The 23,207-nt window shown below is 76.0% G+C and carries 19 protein-coding genes; 11 read left to right on the top strand and 8 right to left on the bottom strand.

Annotated elements, in window-relative coordinates:
- Positions 1-153: 153 nt before the first annotated feature.
- Positions 154-672 carry a hypothetical protein gene (locus tag FB00_RS20825; protein ID WP_156186256.1) on the bottom strand — a complete coding sequence of 173 codons (519 nt, stop codon included), beginning with the start codon at positions 670-672 and terminating at the stop codon, positions 154-156.
- Between the two features lie 198 nt (positions 673-870).
- On the opposite strand from FB00_RS20825, the gene FB00_RS20830 reads away from it, so the two are divergent.
- From FB00_RS20830 to FB00_RS01650, 8 genes are all read left to right on the top strand, one after another.
- Positions 871-2,907: a M15 family metallopeptidase gene (locus FB00_RS20830; RefSeq protein WP_052877356.1), complete on the top strand. Its 2,037-nt coding sequence runs from the start codon at positions 871-873 to the stop codon at positions 2,905-2,907.
- A gap of 223 nt (positions 2,908-3,130) precedes the next feature.
- Positions 3,131-4,867 (top strand): ABC-F family ATP-binding cassette domain-containing protein, encoded by a 1,737-nt coding sequence (locus FB00_RS01620; RefSeq protein ID WP_047231046.1) that lies wholly within the window; start codon positions 3,131-3,133, stop codon positions 4,865-4,867.
- A gap of 51 nt (positions 4,868-4,918) precedes the next feature.
- Positions 4,919-5,452, top strand: coding sequence for a DUF2087 domain-containing protein (locus tag FB00_RS22580; RefSeq protein ID WP_047231047.1), 534 nt, complete (start codon positions 4,919-4,921; stop codon positions 5,450-5,452).
- A gap of 62 nt (positions 5,453-5,514) precedes the next feature.
- Complete coding sequence (locus FB00_RS01630) at positions 5,515-6,045, top strand: aminoacyl-tRNA deacylase (protein ID WP_047231048.1); 531 nt, start codon at positions 5,515-5,517, stop codon at positions 6,043-6,045.
- A 272-nt stretch (positions 6,046-6,317) separates the two neighbouring features.
- Positions 6,318-6,692, top strand: a complete 375-nt coding sequence (locus FB00_RS01635; RefSeq protein WP_231581660.1) for an STAS domain-containing protein — start codon at positions 6,318-6,320, stop codon at positions 6,690-6,692.
- Between the two features lie 64 nt (positions 6,693-6,756).
- Positions 6,757-8,052, top strand: coding sequence for an exonuclease SbcCD subunit D (locus tag FB00_RS01640; protein WP_047231271.1), 1,296 nt, complete (start codon positions 6,757-6,759; stop codon positions 8,050-8,052).
- Positions 8,052-11,354: an AAA family ATPase gene (locus FB00_RS01645; RefSeq protein WP_047231049.1), complete on the top strand. Its 3,303-nt coding sequence runs from the start codon at positions 8,052-8,054 to the stop codon at positions 11,352-11,354. Before FB00_RS01640 ends, FB00_RS01645 begins: the two co-directional genes overlap by 1 nt.
- A 158-nt stretch (positions 11,355-11,512) precedes the next feature.
- On the top strand, positions 11,513-12,184 hold the full coding sequence (locus FB00_RS01650; protein ID WP_047231272.1) for a class I SAM-dependent methyltransferase: 672 nt from the start codon (positions 11,513-11,515) through the stop codon (positions 12,182-12,184).
- On the opposite strand, the gene FB00_RS01655 is transcribed toward FB00_RS01650, so the two are convergent.
- Positions 12,138-12,905, bottom strand: coding sequence for a TetR/AcrR family transcriptional regulator (locus tag FB00_RS01655; RefSeq protein WP_047231050.1), 768 nt, complete (start codon positions 12,903-12,905; stop codon positions 12,138-12,140). The genes FB00_RS01650 and FB00_RS01655 overlap by 47 nt on opposite strands.
- An 88-nt stretch (positions 12,906-12,993) precedes the next feature.
- On the opposite strand from FB00_RS01655, the gene FB00_RS01660 reads away from it, so the two are divergent.
- Both FB00_RS01660 and FB00_RS21880 read left to right on the top strand, forming a co-directional pair.
- Positions 12,994-13,422, top strand: coding sequence for a VOC family protein (locus FB00_RS01660; RefSeq protein ID WP_047231051.1), 429 nt, complete (start codon positions 12,994-12,996; stop codon positions 13,420-13,422).
- Between the two features lie 346 nt (positions 13,423-13,768).
- Complete coding sequence (locus FB00_RS21880) at positions 13,769-13,933, top strand: hypothetical protein (RefSeq protein ID WP_156186257.1); 165 nt, start codon at positions 13,769-13,771, stop codon at positions 13,931-13,933.
- A gap of 104 nt (positions 13,934-14,037) precedes the next feature.
- Here the strand turns inward: FB00_RS21880 and FB00_RS01665 are convergent, their stop codons facing one another.
- From FB00_RS01665 to FB00_RS01690, 6 genes are all read right to left on the bottom strand, one after another.
- On the bottom strand, positions 14,038-14,871 hold the full coding sequence (locus tag FB00_RS01665) for a uracil-DNA glycosylase (RefSeq protein ID WP_047231273.1): 834 nt from the start codon (positions 14,869-14,871) through the stop codon (positions 14,038-14,040).
- Between the two features lie 106 nt (positions 14,872-14,977).
- Positions 14,978-16,402, bottom strand: coding sequence for a multidrug effflux MFS transporter (locus FB00_RS01670; protein ID WP_082140849.1), 1,425 nt, complete (start codon positions 16,400-16,402; stop codon positions 14,978-14,980).
- A gap of 76 nt (positions 16,403-16,478) precedes the next feature.
- A complete protein-coding gene (locus tag FB00_RS01675) occupies positions 16,479-19,091 on the bottom strand; it encodes a tetratricopeptide repeat protein (RefSeq protein ID WP_156186258.1) in 2,613 nt (870 codons plus the stop codon).
- 45 nt (positions 19,092-19,136) lie between these two features.
- Positions 19,137-19,904 (bottom strand): CPBP family intramembrane glutamic endopeptidase, encoded by a 768-nt coding sequence (locus FB00_RS01680; protein WP_052877357.1) that lies wholly within the window; start codon positions 19,902-19,904, stop codon positions 19,137-19,139.
- A gap of 3 nt (positions 19,905-19,907) precedes the next feature.
- Entirely contained in the window at positions 19,908-21,140 is a 1,233-nt protein-coding gene (locus FB00_RS01685; protein ID WP_047231053.1) for a PrsW family intramembrane metalloprotease, read from the bottom strand.
- The gene (locus FB00_RS01690) at positions 21,137-21,790 is read right to left on the bottom strand and encodes a hypothetical protein (protein ID WP_047231054.1); all 654 of its coding nucleotides are present in this window, start codon (positions 21,788-21,790) and stop codon (positions 21,137-21,139) included. Before FB00_RS01690 ends, FB00_RS01685 begins: the two co-directional genes overlap by 4 nt.
- Positions 21,791-22,104: 314 nt before the next feature.
- Between FB00_RS01690 and FB00_RS01695 the strand changes: the two genes are divergently transcribed.
- Positions 22,105-23,082 carry a CPBP family intramembrane glutamic endopeptidase gene (locus FB00_RS01695; RefSeq protein ID WP_047231055.1) on the top strand — a complete coding sequence of 326 codons (978 nt, stop codon included), beginning with the start codon at positions 22,105-22,107 and terminating at the stop codon, positions 23,080-23,082.
- Positions 23,083-23,207 lie beyond the last annotated feature (125 nt).

Raw genomic sequence — 23,207 nt, forward strand, 5'->3', positions numbered from 1 at the left:
TCTCATCGACCCGGCCGGTGCGGTCGGGCTCCTGAGACCAAGCAAACCCCTGTGAAGGAAGGGTGGACGTCAGGCAAAGGTCGCCGCCCGCGGGGACCTAGGTCACCGGTGCGCCGGGGCGATTCCGCTCGCCGGGCCCTGCGGCCGGGTCGCCTAGGAGCCGGTGGAGCCTTCGAGCTCGGCACGCAGCTCGTCGACGCGCTCTCGCAGGCTCTCGATCGCGTCCCGGACGGCGGCGTCCGCGCCGGAGAGGGAGTCGGCGACCGCGTCGAGCTCGGTGGACGCGTCCTCGAGCGCCGTCTCCGCCTCCGCGAGGCGCTGCTCGGCCTCGGCGCGGGTGTCGTCGGTGGCCGTGGCGGCCTCGTCCGCCGCGGCGCGGGCCTCGTCCGCGGCCTCCTGCGCCGCCGTGGCGGCGTCCTCGGCACGTGTGCGGGCCTCGCCGGACAGCGAGCCGAGGTCGTCGGTGAGGGAGCGGACGTCCTCGCCGATGGTCTCGGCCTGGGACCGGGCGTCGTCGAGGAACTGCTGGACCTGGTCCCCGGTGAGGGTGAACTCCGGCACGCTCACCGAGCCGTCCTCCGCGCACCCGGCGAGCGCGAGGGTCGTGACGACCGCCGCGCCCAGCGCGAACGAGCGTGACGTTGACCTGCGGTGACGCGTCGGTGAACTCATGGCGGCATTCTCCCCCGCGAACATGAGACGGGGGTGAGAGCCTCGTGGAGGCGGTGTACGGTAGGCGGACGAGGGCACTGTGGCGTGCGGCACACCGACCGGTGGACGTGCGCAGCCGTGACGTCGGGCGCGACGACGCGCAGAACCGGCGTGCGGGACCGCAGGTCCGTGGCAGGGCACGAAGCACGGGAGTGAGCGGTGAGCACCACGGCGGAGCACGAGGGCGCGGCGGACGACGTGCCCCAGATGCCTGAGCCTGCCGCGCCCGCCCCCGCGCAGTCCCCGGCCTTCGCGCGACGCGCTCGCGCCGTCTCCCACGTCCTCATCTCCTCGGCGCTCGCGATCACGCTGGCCGCGGCGCTCGCCGGGAGCGTCGAGCCCCGCCCCGGTGCGTCCTTCTTCGCCGAGGCTGCGGCGGCGACGCAGGTCTCGGCGCTGTCGAGCACGCTCGGCGCCGGCCTCGACGAGGACCAGCAGCTCGACGGCGCGATCGAGGTCCTCGCGACGGCGAACTCCCTCGCCGACGGCGAGGTCACCGCTCCCGTGGAGCAGGCGCGTGCCGAGCTCGGCATGCTCCTCGCCACCTACCTCGCTCAGCAGGACGCCGCGCGCCGGGTGCCCGTCCAGGTGGTCCCCGACGGCGGGCTCGACCTCGACGAGTCGCTCGACGACACCGAGGTGCCGGACCTCCCGGAGCCGGTCGACCCGGGCGCGGGCTCCGACGACCTCGACCTCCCCGGTGCGGACGAGGACGGGACGACGGCCCCCGGAGGCCCCGCGCAGCAGCCCGCGTCCGTGGACGCGGCGGGCGACACGGACGCGGTGCGCACCTCCGCCGTCCGCACCACGCCGAGCCCGAGCCCGACGAGCAGCCCCGACCCCACCGCGTCCCCGAGCCCGAGCGGGTCGCCGAGCCCCAGCGGGTCGCCGAGCCCGTCGCCCTCGGGCGACGCCCCGACAGGACCGACGGCGCCCGGCAGCACCGGGGGCTCCCCGGGAGATCGCACGCTCCCCGAGGACGCCGTGCCCGCTCCCGACGGCGTCGCCCCGGGGGAGCTCGGCGGTACCCAGGGGGACCTGGGCGACCCGTCGGGTGACAGCGGTGACGGCGAGCACGCGGAGGACGACGACCACGCGCACGGCGACGTGACGCTCGAGGACGTCGTCGTCTCGGCGACCCACCTCGCGGACCTGCTCGGCACGGACTACTCCCCGGTCGGCGTCGTCCCGGCGGCCGGGGCCACGGCGCTCGCGGGCACGACCCTCGCGGAGCGGCTCGCCGAGGTGGTCGAGAAGTACGCCGGCTCGACGGCGCAGTACCAGAACGGGCGGATCCCGGCCGAGGCGCTGTGCGCGCTCGACTTCGCGCCGGGCAAGACGCTGCGCTGCGACGCGGCCGAGCAGCTCGAGGCGCTCGCCGCGGAGTTCGAGAAGGAGTTCGGGTACGCGCTCAAGATCACCGACGCGTACCGCCCCTACGACGACCAGGTGCGGCTCAAGGCGATCAAGCCCTACCTCGCCGCGGTGCCCGGGACGTCCCAGCACGGCTGGGGCCTCGCGATCGACGTCGGCGGCAACGTCCCGTCCGGGACCTCGCGCGAGTACGTGTGGCTCCGCATGCACGGTCCGGACTACGGCTGGGACAACCCCGCCTGGGCGCGACCGAACGGCTCCAAGCCGGAGCCGTGGCACTTCGAGTTCTTCGCTGCGGGCAAGATGCCGACGCGCTACACGCCGTCCGAGAGCACGGCTCCGTCGACCCCCCAGAAGCCGTCGACGCCCGGCGCGCCCGCCCCGGCGCCCAAGCCCACCCCGACCGAGCCCACGAAGCCGACCACACCCACCAAGCCGACCACGCCGACCACCCCGAAGCCGGAGCCCGAGCAGCCCGCGAAGGTCGCCGTGCCCGCCGGGCTCGTCGGCACGACGCAGGCCCAGGCCGAGGCCGCGCTCGCGAAGGCCGGGCTCAAGGTCAGCGTGACGACGGAGGAGAACGCCGCCGCGGCAGGCACGGTGCTCTCGGTCAACCCGGGCTCGGGCGCCCAGGTCGCGCCGGGGAGCACGGTGACGATCGTCGTCTCGTCCGGGCCTGCGCAAGAGCCGGAGCCCGAGCCGGAGCCGACCGAACCCGAGCCGACCCCCGACCCCGAGCCGACGGAGGAGCCGACCGCCGCGCCGACGTCCGCGCCGACCGAGGAGCCCACGGCGGACGCGACGGAGACGACCGCACCCTGACGCGCGACGGCGTCGCGCCCAGCGCGGGGAGGGCGGTCGCGCCCGCTCGTCCCACGAGCCCCCGATATTCGCGTGCGCCGCGGCGAGCGTCCGCGTAGCCTCGTCAGCGATGTGATCCTCACCTGCCCCGACCGCTCCGTCCCGTCGAGCCCGTCGTCGTGGCCCCCGCGCCGTCCCTGGCGCGTGCGCGTGCCGCCCGGGCACCTTGGTAGGTGATCGCCCCATGGCCCGTTCCACCCCTGTCCTCCGTGCGTCCGACGTCCGCGTGTCCTTCGCGGGCCGTCCCGTGCTGCGCGGCGTCGACCTCGCCGTCGACCCCGGCCACCGCACGGGTCTCGTCGGCGAGAACGGCGTCGGCAAGTCCACCCTGCTGCGCGTGCTCGCGGGCACGCTCGCGCCCGACGACGGGGCCGTGACCCGGCCCGACGACCTCGGGTTCCTGCACCAGGAGTTCCCCTACCCGCCGACGACGACCGTGCGTGCGGTCGTCGACGACGCGCTGGCCCGCGTCCGGGCGATCGAGCGCGAGCTCGAGGAGGCGGCGCTCGCCCTCGCGGGCCCGGACGTCGCGGGGCCTGTCGCGGGGGTCGAGGAGGCGTACGCGCGCGCCCTCGACCGGGCCGAGCTCGCGGACGTGTGGGACGCCGACGCGCGCGCCGCGCGCACGCTCGCCGGCCTGGGACTCGACGTCGACGGCGTCGCCGGCCGCGCCGTCGGCTCGCTCTCGGGCGGGCAGCGGACGCGGCTCGGGCTCGCCGCGCTGCTGGTGCGTCAACCCGGCGCGCTGCTGCTCGACGAGCCGACGAACCACCTCGACGACGCCGCGGCCGAGTTCCTGGCGGCGGCGCTGCGCGCGCTCCCCGGCGCCGTCGTGCTCGCGAGCCACGACCGGGTGTTCCTCGACGAGGTCTGCACCGAGATCCTCGACCTCGACCCGGTGGCCGAGCCGCTGCGGGGCGCCGCGGACGGCGCGTCGCGGCCCGGTGGCGCGGCCACCCTGTACGGGGGCACGTACAGCGACTACCTGGAGGCCAAGCGCGTCGAGCGCGCGCGCTGGGAGCAGCGGTTCGAGACCGAGCAGGCGGAGCTCGCCGAGCTGCGCCGGTCCGTCGCGGTCACCGCGCGCGACGTCTCGAAGAACCGCGAGCGCGGCAACCAGGCGAAGATCCTCTACGACTTCAAGGGGGAGCGCGTCCAGAGCCAGGTGTCGCGGCGCGTGCGCAACGCCCAGCTGCGGCTCGACACCCTCGATCGCGACCAGGTGCGCAAGCCCCCGCCGCCGCTGCGCTTCGCCCCGCCGAGCGGCTACGGCGCGGTCACCCCCGGCGGGGGCGACGTCGTCGCCTGGGCGCGGGGCGTCGTCGTGCACCGGCCGGTGGGTACGGGCGCGCCCGGCGAGCGCGCCGACCGGCTCGACATGACGGCGTCGGGCGTGCCCTCGGTCGAGGTCGCGCGCGGCACGCGGCTGCTCGTCACGGGCGCCAACGGCGCGGGGAAGTCGACGCTCCTGCACGTCCTGGCGGGCGACCTCGCAGCCGACGCGGGCACGGTCGGTCGGGCACGCGGCGTCCGGGTCGGCCTGCTGGAGCAGGACGTCCACCTCCACGACGACGACCGCACCCCGCGCGAGCTCCTCGCCCTCGCGCAGGGCTGGGACCCGGCGGACCGGGCGGGCGCGCGCGAGGCCGCGGTCGACGCCCACGGGCTCCTCGCGCCGCGCGACCTCGGGCGCCCGCTCGCAGAGCTGTCGGTCGGCCAGCGGCGGCGCGTGGTGCTCGCGATGCTCGTGACGCAGGCCCCCGACGTGCTGCTCCTCGACGAGCCGACGAACCACGTCTCCCTGACGCTCGCGGGGGAGCTCATGGAGGCGGTCGACGAGTGGCCGGGCGCGGTGGTCGTCGCGTCGCACGACCGGTGGCTCCGGCAGCGCTGGACGGGCGACGTCGTGCACCTCGCGTAAGCGCTGACAACTCGCTGGCCGTGTGCGCCGGAGGGTGCTTAGGGTCGGTGGGTGGACGTCGAGCAGAACGGTGCCGTGGCACCGGACAACGCGTGGAAGCAGGTCGTCGCGTCGCTCGCGGACGCGGGTCGGCTGGAGGTGCTCGCGCGCGTCGTGACGGAGGGCCCCGCCGAGGCGGTGCTCTCGACCGACGAGCGGCGGCGGCTCGGGCCGCTCCTCGCCGCCGGGGTGATCGTGCGCGACGACGGCGGGTTCCTGCGCGCCGCGCCCGAGCGGTTCGCGGCGCTCCTCGCGACGGCGCCCACGCCCCGGCCCACGGGCCCCGAGCGGTTCCTCGTCGACGGGCGCCTGCTGCGCTCGCCCAAGCGCCTGCGCGACCGCGAGCTCGTGGTGCGGTTCCTCGCGGCGCAGGTGCTGCCCCTGGAGGAGCCCGTCACCGAGCTCACGCTGACCAAGCGGCTCGCGGCCCGCGCGGCGGACCCGGTGTCGCTGCGCCGCGCGATGGTCGACGCCGGCCTCGTGCACCGCACGCGCGACGGCGCCGAGTACTGGCGCACGGTCGTCACGGAGTTCGACGACGTCTGACCACCGGGCGCGCGGGTGCGCGGCGGGGGTGGGCGTCGGACGCGGCGACTAGGGTCGGTGGCATGAGCAGCGAGCGCGCCCTCGCGGCGCTGGAGGCGTCGGGCATCGACTACACCGTCACGCGGCACGGGCGGGTGGGGTCGCTCGAGGAGGCCGCCGCGGCGCGGGGCGTGGACCCGTCGCGCGTCCTCAAGACGATCGTCGTGCGGCGTGCGGAGGACGACTACCTGTTCGTGCTCGTCCCGGGCGACCGCCAGATCTCCTGGCCCAAGCTGCGCTCCCTCCTCGGCGTCTCGCGCCTCTCCATGCCGGACAAGGAGGTCGCGCGCGACGTCACGGGCTACGAGCGCGGCACGATCACGCCGTTCGGCTCGACGCACGCCTGGCCGGTCGTGGCGGACGTCCGGGTCGTGGCGGGACCGGCGACGAGCGACGAGGTCGACGTCGCGGGGGGCGAGATCGCGGAGCCCGACGCCGCAGCGCGCCTGGTCTCGATCGGCGGCGGTGCGCACGGCGTCGCCGCGACGGTGGACGGGCAGGCGCTCGTCGGCGCGCTGGGCGCGCAGGTCGCGGACGTCACGGAGCCGCTGTAGCGCCCTCGACCGCCCCTGGCGCGGCGGTTGTGTGGGTTCGGAGAAAGGTCGAGGACCACCCCCTCGGGGGCTGGTGTGCGCCGCGCGTCGGGTGCAGACTCTTTCTGCTCCGGTCGCGGTCGCCCGGCGCGACCCGTCGCCCGACGGCGGCGCCTGCGACCGTACGGAGCCTCGCGGGGGCGCGCGGGGAACAGGCCGTCACCACCGGACGTTGTCCGGAGGGGCGGCCGACAGCACGCAGGACGACTCGAGAGAGACGGTGAGCGGGAACCGTGGACACAGGCAGCGCGATCGACCGGACGAGCGGGATCGTCTACGCCCCGGCGGACGGCGGCGTGGTCGTGACGATGTGGGGAGAGATCGACGCGGCGCTGCGCGACCGCGCGAGCGAGGCGATGTCCTACGTGCTGGACACACGCGGGCGCGTGGTGGTCGACGTCGCCGACGTGACCTTCATCGACTCGTCGGGCATCGCGTTCATCATCCAGCTCTACATGCTCGGCGAGGAGGACGGCCGCGACGTGGTGCTCCGCGACCCGTCGACGAGCATCGTCGAGCTGCTCGAGATGATCGGCATGGGCGGACGCATCCCCGTCGAGCGCAGCGGCGCGACGACGGGCCCCATCGAGGTCGTCGGCGCGGTCTGACGCCGGCCCGCGCCCACCCGCCCGGGTCCCGGATGCTGTGGGACCCGGCCGGTACGGTGCGGTCATGCGCATCCTGCACACGTCCGACTGGCACCTCGGGCGGACGCTGCACGGGGTCGACCTGCTGGAGCACCAGGCCGCGCACCTCGACCACCTCGTCGAGCTGACCCGCACGGAGCGCGTCGACGCCGTCGTCGTCGCGGGCGACGTGTACGACCGCGCGATCCCTCCCGTCGACGCGGTGTCGCTCCTCTCGGACGCGGTCACGCGGCTCGCGGAGCACGCGCACGTCGTCGTCACCCCGGGCAACCACGACTCCGCGGTCCGGCTCGGGTTCGGGGATCGCGTCATGCGTCCGGGCGTGCACCTGCGCGCACGGCTGGCCGACGTCGGGTCGCCCGTCGTCCTCGCACCACGCCGCGGGAGCGGTACGGGCGACGCTCCGCTGCTCGTCTACGCCCTCCCGTACCTCGACCCGGACACGGCGCGCCACGCGCTGGCCGACGACGCCGGGTCCGCGGGCGCGGACCACGGCGCGGCCCCGCGCGCCGGCGGGGCGCGGACGCCGCTCGCCCGGTCGCACGAGGCGGTCATGGGAGCCGCGATGCGGCGCGTCGGGGCCGACCTCGCGCGTCGCCGCGCGCAGGACCCGGCCGCACGGGCCGTCGTCGTCGGCCACGCGTTCGTGGTCGGTGGGCTCGCGTCGGAGTCGGAGCGGGACATTCGCGTGGGTGGGGTCGACGCCGTGCCCGCGGCGACGTTCGGGGGTTGGGGGATCGACTACGTCGCGCTCGGGCACCTGCACGGGCCGCAGCGCGTCACCGTGCCCGACGTTTCACGTGAAACCGCAGGTCACGGCAGCGGGTCGGCGACGGTCGCGCGCTACTCGGGGTCGCCGCTCGCGTTCTCCTTCTCGGAGCTGCACCAGCGCAAGTCCACCGCGCTTGTCGACCTGGACCCGCTGGGCGCCGGCGGGGACCCGGACGCGGCGGTCGAGCTCGTCCCCGCGCCGGTGCCGCGCCGCCTCGCGGAGGTCACGGGGACGCTCGACGACCTGCTCGGGACGGTCGGCGAGCAGTACGTCGACGACTGGCTGCGGGTGGTCGTGACGGACCCCGTGCGACCCACCGAGCTCTACGCGCGCGTCCGGGCCCGTTTCCCGCACGCCCTCCAGGTGACCCATCGCCCGCCGCGCGTCGCCGAGCGGGAGGTCGTGACCGCCGTCGGGCCGGGCCGCGACCCGCTCGACGTCGCGCGGGACTTCGTCGAGCACGTGGCGGGCCATGCGCCGAGCGCCGCGGAGGTCGCCGTGCTGCGCGAGGCGTTCGAGCTCGCGCTGGCGGAGGAGCGGAGCGCCTGATGCACCTGCACTCGCTGACCTTCCAGGCGATCGGTCCGTTCGCGGGCCTCCATCGCGTCGACCTCGCGTCCCTCGGTGCGTCCGGGATCTTCCTGCTCGACGGGCCCACGGGCGCAGGCAAGTCGACGGTCATCGACGCGATCGTCTTCGCTCTGTACGGCAAGGTCGCGTCCGACGCGGCGAGCGACGACCGCCTCCGTTCGGCGTTCGCGGCCCCGGAGGTCGAGTCGTTCGTGGACCTCGTGCTGGAGGTCCCGTCGGGCGTGTACCGGGTGCGTCGGACGCCCGAGTACCTCCGGCCCAAGAAGCGCGGCACGGGCACGACGACCCAGCAGGCCTCGGTGCGGCTCTGGCGCCTGGCGGGCGTGCCGTCCGCCGAGGCCGTCGCGGGGGTCGACGGCCCGCCCGGCGAGCTGCTCTCGGCTCGGCTCGACGAGGCCGGCGACGAGATCCGCCGGATCGTCGGGCTCGACCGACGCCAGCTCGTGCAGACCGTCGTGCTGCCCCAGGGCGAGTTCGCGACGTTCCTGCGCGCGAAGCCCGAGGACCGGGCCGTGCTGCTCCAGAAGGTCTTCGGCACCGAGCTCTACCACCGCGCGGCGGTGCGGCTCGCCGAGCTCGCGCGCACGGCGCGGGCGCGGTCGGACGGTGCGCGGCAGGGGGTTCGTGGCGCGGTCGAGCGGTTCGCCGGGGCAGCGGGGCTCGTGCCCGACGACGCCCGGCGACTGCGCGAGGCCGCGCAGGACGACGCGCGGCTGCGGCGGGCCGACGAGGCTGACGTCGCCCGGGCCGAGGCGGACGTCGCTGGGGGTGTGGCGAACCTCGCTCGGGGTGCGGTGGAGGCGGCGAGGCGGACGGGCCTCGCCGCCGCGGACACCGCGCCGTCGTCCCTGGCGCCGCTCGACGACGGACGGGTCACGGGGTCGGAGCCCGCCGCACCCGCGGCGGTGATCGAGGAGACAGCAGCCCCGGTCGCGGGCGTGCACGCGCTCGCCCTGGCGCGCGTCGCGGGGCTGGAGGCCGACGCGGAGGTGCTGGCCGAGCGCGAGCTCGCGGCCAACGCGACGCTCGTCGCGGCGCGCGACCGCCTCGACGCCGAGCGGGCGGTCGCCGACGCCGTGGACCGCCGGGCACGGCTGCGCGTCGAGGAGGCGCGCCTCGCGGAGGAGGAGCCCCGGGTCGCCGCCGACCGTCGGCGCGTCGACGCCGCGACCCGTGCCGCGGTGGTCGCCCCCGCGGCGCAGGGTCTCGTCCGCGCGGAGCAGCTCCTCGCCGCCGCGCACGACCGGCTCGCGCTCGCGCGGACCGGCGCGCCCGCGCCCCTCGCCGACGCCGACCCGACCACGCTCGAGGCGCTGCGCGCCGACGTCGCGACGGCCGGGGTGCGCGTGACCCGCCTGCTCCCCGTCGGTGCCTCGCTCCCGAGCCGTGACCGTGCGGTCGCCGACGGTCGCAAGGACGTCGCGCAGGCGGCCGAGGAACGGGCGCGCGTCCTCGACGAGCTCGCCGCGCGCCCGGCGCGCCGTGAGGAGCTGCGCCTGCGGCTGGCGTCGCTCGCGGAGACGGCCGGGACGCTCGGGGCCTGCCAGGAGCGGGCGCTGCGTGCGCGTGCCATCGAGGAGGCGGCGCGGCAGGCCGCGACGGCCGCCGCGGAGGAGGAGATGGCCCGTGCCGTGCGCACGGAGGCCGCGACGGCCGCGCGCGCCGCGGTCGAGCAGGAGGCGCGGGTCCGGGCGGCCCGCATCGCCGGCCTCGCGGGCGAGCTCGCCGCCGGTCTCGTCGAGGAGTCCCCGTGCCCGGTGTGCGGCGGCACGGACCACCCGGCCCCGGCGCCGCTCGCGGACGACCACCCCACGGCGCAGGACGTCGAGGAGGCCGAGCACGGCCGGGCGGAGGCCGAGCGGACGCTGCACGACGCCTCCGCGCGGGTCGAGGTCCTCGCGGAGCGGCTGGCCGCGCGCCGTCGGGACGCGGAGGGGCTGACGCCGCACGAGGCGGCGGAGCGGGTCGCGGAGGTCGACGCGCTCGTCACGATCGCGCGAGCGGCGGCGCGCGAGCGTGCGGACGCCGAGCGCGAGCTCGACGCCCTCGACGCCGCCACGCTCGCCCTCCAGGAGCGGGTCGCCGCGCTGGCGGAGATGATCGCCGCCACGACGGCCCGCGTCGACGAGCTCGCGACGATGCTCGACGCCGACCGGGCCGAGATCCGTGCGGAGGTCGCCGCGGCCGGACCGCTGGTGGAGCTGGCCGACCTGCCCGACGCCCTCGCCGACGAGGGCGGGACCCGGAACCCGGTCGCCGTCCTCGCCGCCGCGCTGGACGACCGGCTCCGCACGATCGACGCGCTCGCCGACGCGGGCGCCGCGGTCGCCACCGCTCAGAGGGCCGTCGACGAGCGCGCGGCCGAGCTCGCCACGCTCGTCGACCGGTCCGGGTTCGTGGACGCCGCCGACGCGCTCGCCGCCGTCCTCGACGAGCCGGACCGTCGGGCGCTCGCTCGGCGCGTGGCCGAGCACGAGGCGGCGCGCGCCGCCACGACCGCCGGGCTCGCCGACCCGGCCCTCGCGGACGTGCCCGAGGACGCGCGCGCGGACGTCCCCGCGGCACGGGCAGCGGTCGCCGAGGCTGAGGCGACGGCACGGGCAGCAGGCCGCCGGCACGAGCTCGTGGCCCGCCAGGCGCAGTCCGCGCGCGCCGCGGCGGAGGGGATCGGGGCGGCAGCGGACGACTGGGCCAGGGCCCGCGACGCGGCAGAGCCGGTCGCGCGCATGGCCGCGCTGGCGTCCGGCTCCGGCGACAACGCCCACGCGCTCACGCTCGCGACGTTCGTCCTCGTCCAGCGGTTCGAGGACGTCGTCGCGGCGGCGAACGAGCGCCTCGCCGAGATGTCGTCGGGCCGGTACGAGCTCGTGCGCAGCGCGACGCGCGAGGACGTGCGCGCGCACAAGCGTGGGCTCGCGATGAAGGTCCTCGACCACGTCACCGAGCGCGAGCGCGACCCGCGGACGCTGTCCGGCGGCGAGACGTTCTACGTGTCCCTGTGCCTGGCCCTGGGTCTCGCGGACGTCGTCACCGCGGAGGCGGGCGGGGTCGAGCTGGGGACGCTCTTCGTCGACGAGGGCTTCGGCAGCCTGGACCCCGAGACGCTCGAGGCCGTGCTCGCGGCTCTCGGTCGGCTCCAGGCGGGTGGGCGCGTCGTCGGCGTCGTGTCGCACGTGGAGGCGCTCAAGCAGTCCATCGCGGAGCGCATCGAGGTGCGGCGCGTGCCCGGAGGCGGGAGCACGCTCACCGTGCGAGCGTGAGGACGGCGGTGCTCACCCGGGACGTCGGCCGGGTGACCTCGACCGGGTGACACCGGCCGGAGACGCCGAGCGGAGAACGTCGGCCGGAGGCGCCGACGACCGACCGGTCGAGGCGACCGGGTGCAGCGGGCCGCCACCGGCGATGAGGGGTGGTGCGGGTGGCAGGACCGGCACGGCACGACGGCGCGGCGAGCCCGCGCGACGCCCGGCTGCGGCGGCGCTGGGACCGGGAGGCGGGCGCCTACGACCGCGGCATGGCCGTGGCCGAGCGGCGATTCTTCCCGGACGTCCGCCCCCGCGCGTGCGCGCTCGCGACGGGCGAGACGCTGGAGGTCGCGATCGGCACGGGACTCAACCTGGCCCACTACCCGGCGCCGGTCCTGGCCGGCCGACTGACGGGCGTCGAGTGGAGCCCGGGGATGCTCGCGGTCGCGCGACGGCGCGCAGCGGAGCGGAGCATCGACGTCGACCTCCGGCTCGGTGACGCGCAGCGGCTCGACCTCCCCGACGACTCCTACGACACCGTGGTCTGCACCTTCTCGCTGTGTGCGATCCCCGACCACCGTGCCGCGCTCGCGGAGATGGTCCGCGTGCTGCGGCCCGGCGGCCTGCTCGTCCTCGCGGACCACGTCGCGTCGACGTCGTGGCCGTTCCGCGCGCTCCAGGCGATGGCCGACGTCGTGAGCGTCCCGCTCGCGGGGGAGCACTTCCGTCGCCGCCCGTTGCGCTGGGTGCTCGACGCCGGGCTCGCCGTCGAGCGGCACGAGCGCACGCGGGCGGGCGTCATCGAGTGGTTCGCGGCGCGCACACCCGGTCCACGAGCTCGGTGACCGCTGCGCGCACGGGGTGTGGCGGCGCGCCGCCGTCGAGCGCGAGCGCCGCGCGGTCGAAGGCCGCGGAGAGCAGGAGAGTCAGCGCGTCGAGGCGGTCGTCCTGCGCGACGTCGTCCCCGACGCGCGGCGGCGTCGGCCGGTCCCTCCCCGCGAGGCGGGGGCCGCCGTCGCGTGCGTGACGGGCGCGGGCCTCGTCGTCGGGTGCGCCGTCGTCAGGTGCGCCGTCGTCAGGTGCGGCCTCGCCGGGCGTGGTGTCGATCGCCGCGGCGAGGCCTGCGCGCAGCGTGCGACGGGCGTGGCGCGCGTCGAGGGCGTCGGCCTCGGCGGCGCCGAGCACGGCCGGGGCGTCGACGAGCAGCAGGCGCGTCCGGCCCGGGACCGCCATCGCGTCGAGGTAGGCCCGCGCGCCCTCGATGAGCATCCCGCGGGCGTCGAGCGCGTCGGCTGCGACCTCGTGGGCGCTGGCGAGCGGACCGGTCCGCGCCTCGATCTCGCGCGCGACGGCCTCCGCCTCGGCCTCGACGACCGCCCGGAACAGGTCCCGCTTGTCCGCGTAGTGGTGGTAGAGCGCGCCCCGCGTGACGCGCGCGGCCGCGGCGATCTGGGGTGTCGACGCCTCCGCGTACCCGGGGTCGACGAACAGCTCGCGTGCCGCGGCGACGAGCGCGGTCCGGGTGGCGAGGGTGCGCTCGGCGTTGCTCCGACGTGTCTCTTGCATACCGACAGACTGTAGGTCACTCTTAGATACATACAGCCTGTTTGTTTGTTTCCCTTGGGCGCCCGCCCACGACCAGAGGAGAAGACCCGTGCGCATCACGAGCTGGTACCCGGTGATCATGACCGGAGACGTCGCCGCGACCGCCGCGTTCTACGTCGAGCACCTCGACCTCCGGCCGCTCTTCACGAGCGACTGGTACGTGCACCTTCAGTCCGCGCACGACGAGGCCGTGAACCTCGCCGTGCTGGACGGCGACCACGAGACGATCCCCGAGAGCGGGCGGGGGAGGGCGAACGGGCTCCTGCTCAACCTCGAGGTCGAGGGCGTCGACGCCGTCCACGACCGCTTCGTCGCGGCGGGTCTGCCGATCCTGCGCTCGCTGCGCGACGAGGCGTTCGGCCAGCGCCACTTCATCACCGCCGACCCGAACGGTGTCCTGATCGACGTCATCACGCCCATCCCGCCGACGGGCGAGTTCGTCGAGCAGTACGAGGAGTCGGCTCTCCCCGCCGACTGACCGGACGTCCCCTCAGGACGTGCGGGGGCAGAACCCTGTCGCGCTGGTCGTGACGACACCTGCGACGACCACGACCGCGACCAGCACCGCGGTCCGCGCCCGGGGCGGGCACTGCCGTCGGCCATGGATCCTCCCGTCATCGGTACCCGCCGGAGGGGAGGCGGCCGGCCGTGCGATCGGCGGGCCTCGGTCCCGACCCGGTCACCATGTCACAAGACGGCGCCTCCTCGGTCTCTCTCCTACGGGGGCAGGAGCGGCGACCGAGGTTCGCGGTCGCCGCGCGTCATCGCCGGGTGGGCACCCGGTCCGACCGGGGCGTCCCCGGCGCCGTCGAAGGAGAGCAGCAATGTCAGCAGCATCGTCCCCGCTCGAGCGTGAGCTGCGGCGCATGGAGGTCATCGCGCGCCGCGAGCAGCTCCGGCTCGTGGGTCGCGCCCTGCCCCGCGTGGCGGAGCGCCGCCGGTGGGCGGACGCCCCGCGCCGTCAGTCCCCGACGACCGCGACCCGGTAGACGCACCGCAGACGCACGTCAGGCCGAGCGCTGCACCACTGGCCCAGCGCTGCACCGCCGGCTGCCGCCCTCGGCCCGGAGCGCGTCTCTCCACGTGCGGGTGCTCAGTCCAGGGCGCTCAGGCCGGCGAGGTCGCGCGCGCGCAGCAGCACGTCGTCGAGCATCTGGGGCGTGAGACGCCCGGTGAAGGTGTTCTGCTGGCTCACGTGGAAGCACCCCAGGAGGGTGAGGGTCTGCGCGGGGGGCGGCTGCCCGCCGTCGGGCACCTCGCCGTCGTGGTGAGCCCCCGCGGTGTCCGTCCCCGGCGCGGGTGTCCGACGGCGCAGCGTCACCTCCGCGCCGTGCGTGAACCGCGGCCGTGGCCGGGGCACGTCCCAGCCCTGCTCGGCGAGCGTGGACAGGAGCGCCTGCCACCCGAATCCGCCGAGCACGACGGCGACGCGCACGGTCTCCCCGAGCAGCTCCACCTCGCGCGCGAGGTACGGCCCGCACCGGCGGCGCTCCTCGGGCGTGGGCTTGTTGTCGGGCGGGGCGCACCGCACCGGGGCGGTGACGCGGATCCCGGTGAGGCGCAGCCCGTCGTCCGCGGACACGGACGTCGCCTGGTTGGCCAGGCCCGTGCGGTGCATGGACGCGAAGAGGAAGTCGCCGCTGCGGTCGCCCGTGAACATGCGGCCGGTGCGGTTGGCCCCGTGCGCGGCGGGTGCGAGCCCGACGACGAGGATCCCCGCGCGCTCGTCGCCGAACCCGGGCACGGGCCGGGCCCAGTAGTCGTCGTCGCGGAACGACGCGCGCTTGACCTCGGCGACGTGCTCGCGCCACGCGACCAGACGCGGGCAGGCCCGGCACTGGATGAGGTGGTCGTCGAGCGCCGCGAGCGACGGCGCGGTCCGCGCGGCGAGCGGGTATTCGGGGTCGTCGGTCGTCACGCACCCCATCTTCCGCGCCGAGCACGACATGGGGGTCGTCATCCGCCGGATAGCGACCCCCATGTCGTGCTCGACCGCGAGCGAAGTCGTGCTCGACGGCGCCTGTCCCGGCCGGTCAGGCGCCGCGGTCGGCGAGCACCGTCGCCTCGGCGAGCGCGGCGGCGTCGTCGGGGACGTCGACGGCCGCCTCGCGACCGGTCGTCGCGGCGGTCGTGCCGCCGGCCGGCTCGCGCGTGCCGAGCGCGTCGGCGGCGGCGTCAGGGACGGGCGCGCCGAACGTGTGCCGCAGGCCGAGCAGGACCGCGCCGGCGACCACGACGACGCCGAACATCACGGCGGCCATCGTCACGGGCGGCGACCCGCCGAGCAGGCCGGTCACCGGCGCGACGATCGCGCCGACGCCGAACTGGAAGGCCCCGATGAGCGCCGCGGCGCTCCCGGCGCGGTGCGCGTTGCGCTCGAGCGCGATGGCGGGGACGGACGGCATGACGAAGCCGGCGGTACCGAGCGTGAGGACGATGAGGGGGACGAGCCACGCGAGGCCGGCGCCGGCGAGCGCCGCGACGAGGAGCCCGCCCGAGAGCACGAAGCCCGCGGCGACCGCGCCCTGGAGGATGCGCTCGGGCGCGACGCGGCCCACGAGCGCGCCGTTGATCTGGCTGCCCGCCGTCACGGACACGGCGCCGACGCCGAACACGATCGCGTACTGCTGGGCCGACATGCCGAAGAAGTCCTGGAACACGAACGTCGACGCGGAGATGTACGTGAACATCGCGGCCATGTAGAAGCCCGCGATGAGCGCGAGCCCGATGAACGACCAGTCGCCCAGGAGCGAGCCGTACGACCGCAGGGCGGCGACGGTCCCGCCGGAACGTCGGCGCTCGGCCGGCAGCGTCTCGCGCAGGCGGAGCAGCACGAGCACGAACAGCACGGCGCCGACCACGGCGAGCGCGACGAACATGCCGCGCCAGGAGCCGAGCCGCAGGAACTGGGCGCCGATGGTCGGGGCGAGGATCGGCGCGACGCCTACGACGAGCATGAGGCGCGCGATGACCTTGCCGATCTGGTAGCCCTCGAACGAGTCGCGCACGATCGCCATGGAGAGCACCATCCCGGCGGCCGCGGAGAGCCCCTGGACGAACCGCAGGCCGGTGAGCGCGGCGACCGAGCCGGCGAAGACGATCCCCACGGACGCGGCGACGTACACCGCGAGGGAGACCAGCAGGGGAGCGCGGCGGCCGATCGCGTCCGAGACGGACCCGATGAGGAGCTGGCCGATCGCGAGCCCGGCGAGCGTCGCGGTGAGCGTGAGCTGGACGCGGGACTCGGTCGTGCCGAGCTCGTCGACGATGCGCGGGAAGGCGGAGAGGTACAGGTCGATCGTCAGCGGACCGATCGCGGTGAGCGCGGAGAGCAGCAGGACGAGCCCCGCGCTGATGCGCCCGGGTCGGGCGGGAGCGGCGGGACTCGTGGAGCCGGTGCCCGGCGGGGCGGCGACGGGCGCGGTCGGCGCCGGGGTCGCGGGGGGAGTGGAGGCCATGACAGGGGCAACCCCGCGCGGGGTGCCGCATGTTCCCGGACGCCGTACGTGATCGGATGCTGAGACGGCGGAGGTCTCAGGCTCTGCCGCGCGCCCCGCCGTCGTGCTGGCGGTCTCCGTCGTCGGCGCCGAACCCGTGCCCTGCGGCTGCGAGACCGCGCCGCGCACGGGCCTCCTCGGCGGCGTCGTCGAGCTCGACGGCGAGCGCGCGGGCCGCGTCGTGCAGGTCCGCCGCGCGAGAGGCGTCGCCCGCGGCGAGCACGGCCTCCCCGAGCGCGTTGAGCGCCTCCGTCTCGACGAGGCGTGCGCGGACGCGGCGCGCCAGGTCGACCGCGGCCTCGCCCGCGGTCACCGCCTCGGCGACGGAGCCCGCCGCGAGCAGCGCGGTCGCGAGCGCGCTGCGGGCCTCGGCCTCGGCGTCGGGGTCCCCGAGCGCGACGGCCGCGTCGACCGCGGCACGCAGCTCCACGACCCCGGCCCCCGCCGCGTCGGAGCGTGCGAGGAGCCGACCCACGTGCACCCGTGCCCGCGTCGCCAGCCCCGCGTCGCCCAGGGAGGTCGCGCTCGCAAGGGCGTCGCGGTGCAGCGCGAGCGCGCGGTCGAGGCTGCCCTCCGCCTCGGAGAGGATCGCGGCGTTGCTCGACACGATCGCGACGTTGAGGACGTCGCCCACGCGACGTGACAGCGCGAGCGCCCGGTCGTAGCCGTCGCGCGCGTCGTCCCGCCGCCCGAGGATGCGGTGCACGTCGGCCAGGTTGCCGACGGCGCGGCCCTCGCTCACGGGGTCGCCCGCGGTCCGCGCGCCGGCCGCCGCGTCGCGGTACGCCGTCTCGGCCTCGTCGAAGCGCCCGAGCCGCTTGTACACGTTGCCGACGCGGTTGAGCGTCTGGCCGGGACGCGGGTCGTCGCCGCGCTCGAGCGAGCGGACGAGCTGGGCGAGCGCCTCGTCGTACCGGCCGAGCCGTTCGAGCGCGCGCCCGAGGTCGCGCCCGGCCTGGGACCGCCCGGAGGGCCGTCCGTGCTCGACGGCCGCCGTGTGCACCGCGACCGCGTCGTCCCAGCGCCCCGCCGAGTCGAGGTACGGCGCGAGCAGGGCGGAGAGGTCGGTCACCGGGTCGGCGAGCTCGTGCTCCGCGGCGAGCGCCGACGTCGCGACGAGCAGGTCCCGGTGGGTGTCGAGCCACGCGAGCGCGACGTCGGTGGTGCTCCTCACCGCCGCGGCGCCCGACGGGGCGGAGCCCAACCCGGTCGGACCCTGCTCGGCCGAGCGCCCGGTCGCGTCGTGGTGAGGCGCCGCTGCGCGCACGGCGGGCCGGGCGTCGTCGAGCAGCCGGGCGGCGAGGCGCCCGACGGCCGCAGCCCGCGCGGAGAACGGGTCGTCGGACCGGGCGAGGTCGGCGGCGAGGGCGCGGACGGCGTCGGGCACGACGACCTCGCCGCGCGGCCCGTCCGTGACGAGGTGAGCGCGCCCCAGCGCGGCGAGCGCGTCCCGGCTCTCGCTCGTCGAGACACCGAGGAGTACGGCGACCCACGCGGCGTCGAGCGGCACCGGGACGAGGGCGAGGAGGCGCAGGGCTCGGGCGTGGTCCGCGGGGAGGTCGCGGTGCGCCGCGGCGAGCGCGGGGTGCAGGGCCGGTCCGGGGAGGTCCTCCACCCGGCGGGCGTGGTCGGCGAGCGACCAGCCGGGCCGGGCGCGGACGTCGTCGGCGACGCGCACCAGCGCGGCGGGGAGGCCCCCGCACGCGCGGACCAGCCGAGTGGCCGCGCTCGGCTCGGCGACCGCGCGGTCCGCGCCGACGAGCGACCCCAGGAGCGCGAGCGCGTCGTCCTCGGGGAGCGGGTCCAGGGTCGTCCCGGCCGCGCCGGGGAGGTCGAGCACGTGGTGCGCCGTGGCCACGACGCGTGCCCCGGCCGGCAGGTGCGCGACGACGTCCGCGACCTGGGCGGCGGCGGTCACGTCGTCGAGGACGACCGTCGTGCGACGCCCGGCGAGCGCGGCCGCGAGGGCCGCGGCGAGCGCGAGGACGTCGCGCGCCTGCGCGTCCGGCGGCGGCGCGCCGAGCGACTGGAGCAGCGCGTCGAGCACGACGGCGGCCGGTGGCGCCTCAGCGGCAGGCACCCGGCGCAGGTCGACGAGCGCGACGACGTCCGCGGGGACCTCGCGCGCGACGGCGAGCGCGACGCTCGTCGTCCCCGTCCCGGCGAGGCCGGTGACGGTCACGACGCGCGGACCTTCGGGGATGCCGGGGAGCCCGTCGGGCCGTCCGGCCCCGAGCGCTGCGGCGAGGCGCGCGGCGTCGTCCGTACGGCCCACGAGGGGGCCCTCGTCCGCGAACGGTCCCAGCCGGACCGACGGCGGCGCTGCCGCCGGGACGGCGGCGGGCACGGCCGCGGTCCGGTACGCGGCGCGCCAGGCCGCGGGCCGGCGGTCACCGAGGACCCGCGCGACGTCGGCGAGCAGGTCGACGTCGAGCCGGGACCGACCCGCTCGGAAGACGTCGTAGACGGTCACACGGCCGGGGCGCGCCTCCGCGGCGGGGACGCCCCGGGAGGTGCGGAGCGCGCCGACGCGCCGCGCGATCTCGGTGTACGAGGGGTCGCCGGCCCAGGTCCGGAGCGCGCACAGCCGTGCCGCGAGCTCGTCCACCGACCCGGCGCCCACGGGGGACGGTGGGGGGTCGGGGGGCATCGCGCCAGGCTAGCGACGGCTACCCACCGGTGCGCGGCGACGCCGCTACGCGACAGCGCGGCTGCTGACCGGGACGCGCTCGTCCGCGTCCTTGATGACCCAGGCGACGACGGCGAGGCCGAGGATCGCCACGACGGGGGTGGCGAGCCCGGCGAAGGGCACGGTGGCGTCGTTGTGCCCGACGGTGAAGACGGAGATGTCCCACAGGCCGTGCAGGGCCATGGCCCACACGAGGGAGCCGGTCGTGCGACGCAGGATGTAGAAGACCGTCCCGGAGCCGAAGGCGACGAGGACCTGGGGGAGGGCCTTGTCGAGGGGGGAGCCGGAGAGGATGTTGAGCAGGTGCATGGCCCCGAACAGCACGGAGCTCCACAGCCAGACCCAGACCTCGCGGTAGCGCGAGCGCAGCCCGACGAGGAGCGTGCCGCGCGCGACCAGCTCCTCGCAGAACCCGACCCCGATCCCCAGCAGGAGGAGGGCGAGGAGGAACGTCGCGTCGAAGTCCTCCCACGTGGTCTGGGCGAGGCTGACGATTGCCACGACGAGCATGAGAACAGGGGCGATGATCGGCCAGCGGCGGGCGCTGCGTGCGCGCTCGAAGAGCGCGGGGCGCCACCATCCCAGCGCGGTGGTGACCACGACGAGGTAGAGGGCCCCGATGACGAACGAGGGCACGGTGACGCGGAAGATGCTCTCGGCGCTGGTCCCGACGTCCTCGTAGGGGACGCCGGAGAGCGCGGCGACGATCGCGATGATGACGAGATAGCCGATGAGGATCGCGATTCCGATCCAGGCTCGGGGTGGGACGCGCATGTGCTACCTCTCTCCGGTCGGGTGCTCGGGGGTCGTTCGGTCGGGTCCGGGTCGCGCGTCGACGAGCAATCGCGCGTCGAGCCGCGCGAGCTCGGCTCGTGCGAACGCGACGCGGTCGGTCTCCTGGGCGTCGGCTGCGGCGATCTCGTCGGCGAGGTCGTGCGCGGCGGCGAGGCGGTGCTTGCGGCGCCTGCGGTCGTGCCGGCCCGCCGCGTCCTTGCGGTACCGGCGACGCTGCCTCCACCCGCCGGAGAGGGCGTCGAGCTCCTCGGCGGACAGGGTGCCGTCGAGGACCTCGGGGGACATGACGGCGCGCATGGTGCGTCGCTCGTCGCGGACGGTGAGGTGGAAGACGCCGACCACGGTCGCGATCGCGACGGCGGCGATCACGACGATGAGGACCAGGGAGAGGGGGCCGTTGCCGCCGCTCAGTGCTCCGACGGCGTCCCACAGGAAGTGCAGGGCCATCGCGGTCGCGCAGAGCCCGAGGCCGAGCCCGACCCGCCGCCGCTGGGCGCGGGTCCCGACGAGGTAGATGAGCCCGGCCCCGAAGACGGCCGAGTACAGGATGTGCGAGGTGAAGCCGCTCGCGAGGCGCAGCCCGACGGTGCCGAGGCTGTTGCCGACCGGGTCGGAACCGAACTGGGTCTGAGCGGAGTTGAGGGCGTAGAGAACGTCCTCGAAGATCTGGAACCCGAGCCCCGCGAAGGCGCCGAGGACGAACCCGTCGTACGCCGTGCGGACCACGGTGGGTGCGATGAACAGCAGCAGGAGCACGCCGGCGCCTTTGCCGAGCTCCTCGGTGAACGGGGCGGACAACGGAGCCCACCAGGTGTCGGCGACCTGCTGTCCCAGGAGCGTGAGGTAGAGGCCGCGGAGCGCGTCGTTCGCGCTGACCGCGATGACCCAGGTGGCGGCGACGCCGCCCCAGGCGAAGGCCGCGACGCGCAGCGACACGGGTTGGGGCGAGTACCGGTCGATGACGGTGGTGAACCACCAGAAGAGCAGCCCGTAGGCGCCGAAGATCAGCGCGGACAGCCCTAGGGCGGTCCCGAAGGCGCGCACGGTGGTGTCGAGGATGTGCAGCATCTGGTAGAGCCCGTACGCGAGGACGAGCACGAAGACCCACCAGCACGCGTTGCGGGGCTGCCACCAGCGAACCGGGTTCCCCCACCCGCTGGTCTCGAGCGACTGCCGCCGCAGGGCGAGCGCGTCTGCGCGGTCGACGTCGCTCATGACGTGGCCTCTTCCTCGACGGGGGCGATCGACTGGATCATGGCTGCCACGTCCGCCGTGGTGACCGGGTCCGTGGTGTCCGGCCCGAGGGCGACCACCTCGATGCCCTGGTCGTCGACGACGAAGGTGGCGACCAGCCCGCTCCCGGACGTGCCGGTGAACCGTGCTGCGACGCCGGTCAGGCCGTCGTCGGTCGTGACGGCGAGGGGGTCGCCGGCGACCCGGTATCCCGCCTCGCCCCGCAGGCCCGCGCCGGTCTTCCGGAGCTGGTCGAGCAGCTCCTGCGGGGTGCCGTCGTAGGTGTCCGTCTGGATGTTGAGCACCACGCCGTCGCCGGACACGGTCGCGGAGGTCGCGAACCGGTCGGCGGGACCGGGCTCGTCCTCGCGCTGCCCGGACAGGATGTTCCAGCCCGGCGTGGGGGAGAACGTGACGGCGTCGCCGAGCCGGATGACGTCGCCCGTCCGGGCCGGGTTGTCGCGCGCGATGCGCTCGTTGAGAGTCGGCAGGACGACGACCGCCACCAGCAGGAGGGCGAGGACGGCGAGAGCCGGGGCGATCGTCGAGCGGTCCAGGCCGAGGAGGCGCCGCTCGACGGGGACCCATCCCTCAGGACGAACCGGTCCCGCGCCCGGCGCGTCGGCGCTCACCCGCGTCCTGCCGCCGCGGGAGGGACACGGTCCGTGGCCGGGGATGTCGCTGGGACGGGCATCTGACCTCGTTCCGTCGGTGTGGTGGACCCGGGTCTCCCGCCGGAGTGGTGACCCGATCGAGTCACACCGGTGTGGTCCGATGCGCCGACGCTAACGACAGCGCGGCCATTGCGCGCGGCGAACCGGGCAGGTGCGCTCTGCGTCGCAGACCGGGCGCTCGTGGGGACCGGCGCCGGTCTCGAGATGTCGAGTGCTGGTGCAGGCCCTAGCGTGGCGGACGACGACGACCCCTCGACGAGAGCAGGTGGCAGATGTCGGTGCGGAACGCCCCGCTGGTCCGGGACGCGGCGACGGGGAGGCGTGTCACGCGCTGGTGGGTCGCCTACCTCGTGGTCTTCGTCGGAGCGGTCTTCGTCGTGCAGTTCGGCGTCCTGGGTGCACTCGGTCAGGCGTGGAAGGTCTCCGCGGGCTCGCCGGCGGCCCAGGTCCAGGAGGCGATCGCGTGCGCCGTGTCGATCCTCGTGGTCTTCGCCTGGGTCGGCTGGTACGAGCGACGCCACGTCCGCACCGTCGGGTTCCGCCGGCCGGGCCGCGGGGTGCTGCTCCTGCTCACGGGGATCCTCGTCGGCCTGGCGATGATCTCGCTGCCGATCCTGTTCCTCTGGGCGACCGGCGCGTACGAGCGGGTGGACGCCCCGGCGGCGTCGGGCTCCGGAGGGGGCTGGGCGGCGCTCCCGCTGGTCCTGGCGCTCGTGGTGCTGTTCGTGTTCCAGGGTGGCCAGGAGGAGGTCCTCACGCGGGGCTTCCTCCTGCAGAACTCCGGGCTCCAGCTCCCCGGATGGGTCGCGATCGGGCTCCCCGCCTTCATCTTCACCGTCCTGCACGGCGTGCTGTCGTTGCCCCTCGCGTTCGTGACGATCCTGCTCTACGCGGTCTTCGCCTCGTTCGTCGCGCTCCAGCAGGGGTCGCTGTGGCTCATCGGCGGCATCCACGCCGGCTGGAACTGGGCTCTGGGCAACGTGTGGGGCATCCCGGTGAGCGGGCTCGCCCCCAAGGACGAGTCCCTGGTGTACCTGCGACCCACGGAAGGAGCGCCCGACTGGCTCACCGGTGGGACGTTCGGGACCGAGGGGAGCCTGCCCGCCGTCGTCATGATCGTCGCCGCGACGGCGGTCGCGTTCGTGCTCTACCGCCGCCGTGCCCGGACCTGGGCGGACGACGCGGAGCCCGCGGCCCCCGCACCGACACCTCCTGCCGCTGAGAGCCCGTCCTCGGCCGCGGTCGACTGAGCCACCGGCTTGGCCTGGCGCCCGCGTCGTTCGGGATCGTTCGGGACGCGTGCGGCGGCGGTGGCCCTGCCGTCAATCTCCTCCAGGGCCGCGACGACCGCGGCGCGACGGACCGCGTCGGTGGC

This window comes from Cellulosimicrobium funkei, from assembly GCF_001019615.1.
In the GTDB taxonomy this organism is placed as follows: domain Bacteria; phylum Actinomycetota; class Actinomycetes; order Actinomycetales; family Cellulomonadaceae; genus Cellulosimicrobium; species Cellulosimicrobium cellulans_E.

Excerpts from the sequence above, each read along its gene's own strand:
- FB00_RS20825 (WP_156186256.1), bottom strand. The coding sequence starts at position 672 with ATGAGTTCACCGACGCGTCACCGCAGGTCAACGTCACGCTCGTTCGCG.
- FB00_RS21880 (WP_156186257.1), top strand. The coding sequence starts at position 13,769 with ATGTCAGCAGCATCGTCCCCGCTCGAGCGTGAGCTGCGGCGCATGGAG.
- FB00_RS01675 (WP_156186258.1), bottom strand. The coding sequence starts at position 19,091 with ATGCCCCCCGACCCCCCACCGTCCCCCGTGGGCGCCGGGTCGGTGGAC.
- FB00_RS01680 (WP_052877357.1), bottom strand. The coding sequence starts at position 19,904 with ATGCGCGTCCCACCCCGAGCCTGGATCGGAATCGCGATCCTCATCGGC.
- FB00_RS01665 (WP_047231273.1), bottom strand. The coding sequence starts at position 14,871 with ATGGGGTGCGTGACGACCGACGACCCCGAATACCCGCTCGCCGCGCGG.
- FB00_RS01685 (WP_047231053.1), bottom strand. The coding sequence starts at position 21,140 with ATGAGCGACGTCGACCGCGCAGACGCGCTCGCCCTGCGGCGGCAGTCG.
- FB00_RS01670 (WP_082140849.1), bottom strand. The coding sequence starts at position 16,402 with ATGGCCTCCACTCCCCCCGCGACCCCGGCGCCGACCGCGCCCGTCGCC.
- FB00_RS01655 (WP_047231050.1), bottom strand. The coding sequence starts at position 12,905 with ATGCAAGAGACACGTCGGAGCAACGCCGAGCGCACCCTCGCCACCCGG.
- FB00_RS01640 (WP_047231271.1), top strand. The coding sequence starts at position 6,757 with ATGCGCATCCTGCACACGTCCGACTGGCACCTCGGGCGGACGCTGCAC.
- FB00_RS01645 (WP_047231049.1), top strand. The coding sequence starts at position 8,052 with ATGCACCTGCACTCGCTGACCTTCCAGGCGATCGGTCCGTTCGCGGGC.
- FB00_RS01630 (WP_047231048.1), top strand. The coding sequence starts at position 5,515 with ATGAGCAGCGAGCGCGCCCTCGCGGCGCTGGAGGCGTCGGGCATCGAC.
- FB00_RS01695 (WP_047231055.1), top strand. The coding sequence starts at position 22,105 with ATGTCGGTGCGGAACGCCCCGCTGGTCCGGGACGCGGCGACGGGGAGG.
- FB00_RS01620 (WP_047231046.1), top strand. The coding sequence starts at position 3,131 with ATGGCCCGTTCCACCCCTGTCCTCCGTGCGTCCGACGTCCGCGTGTCC.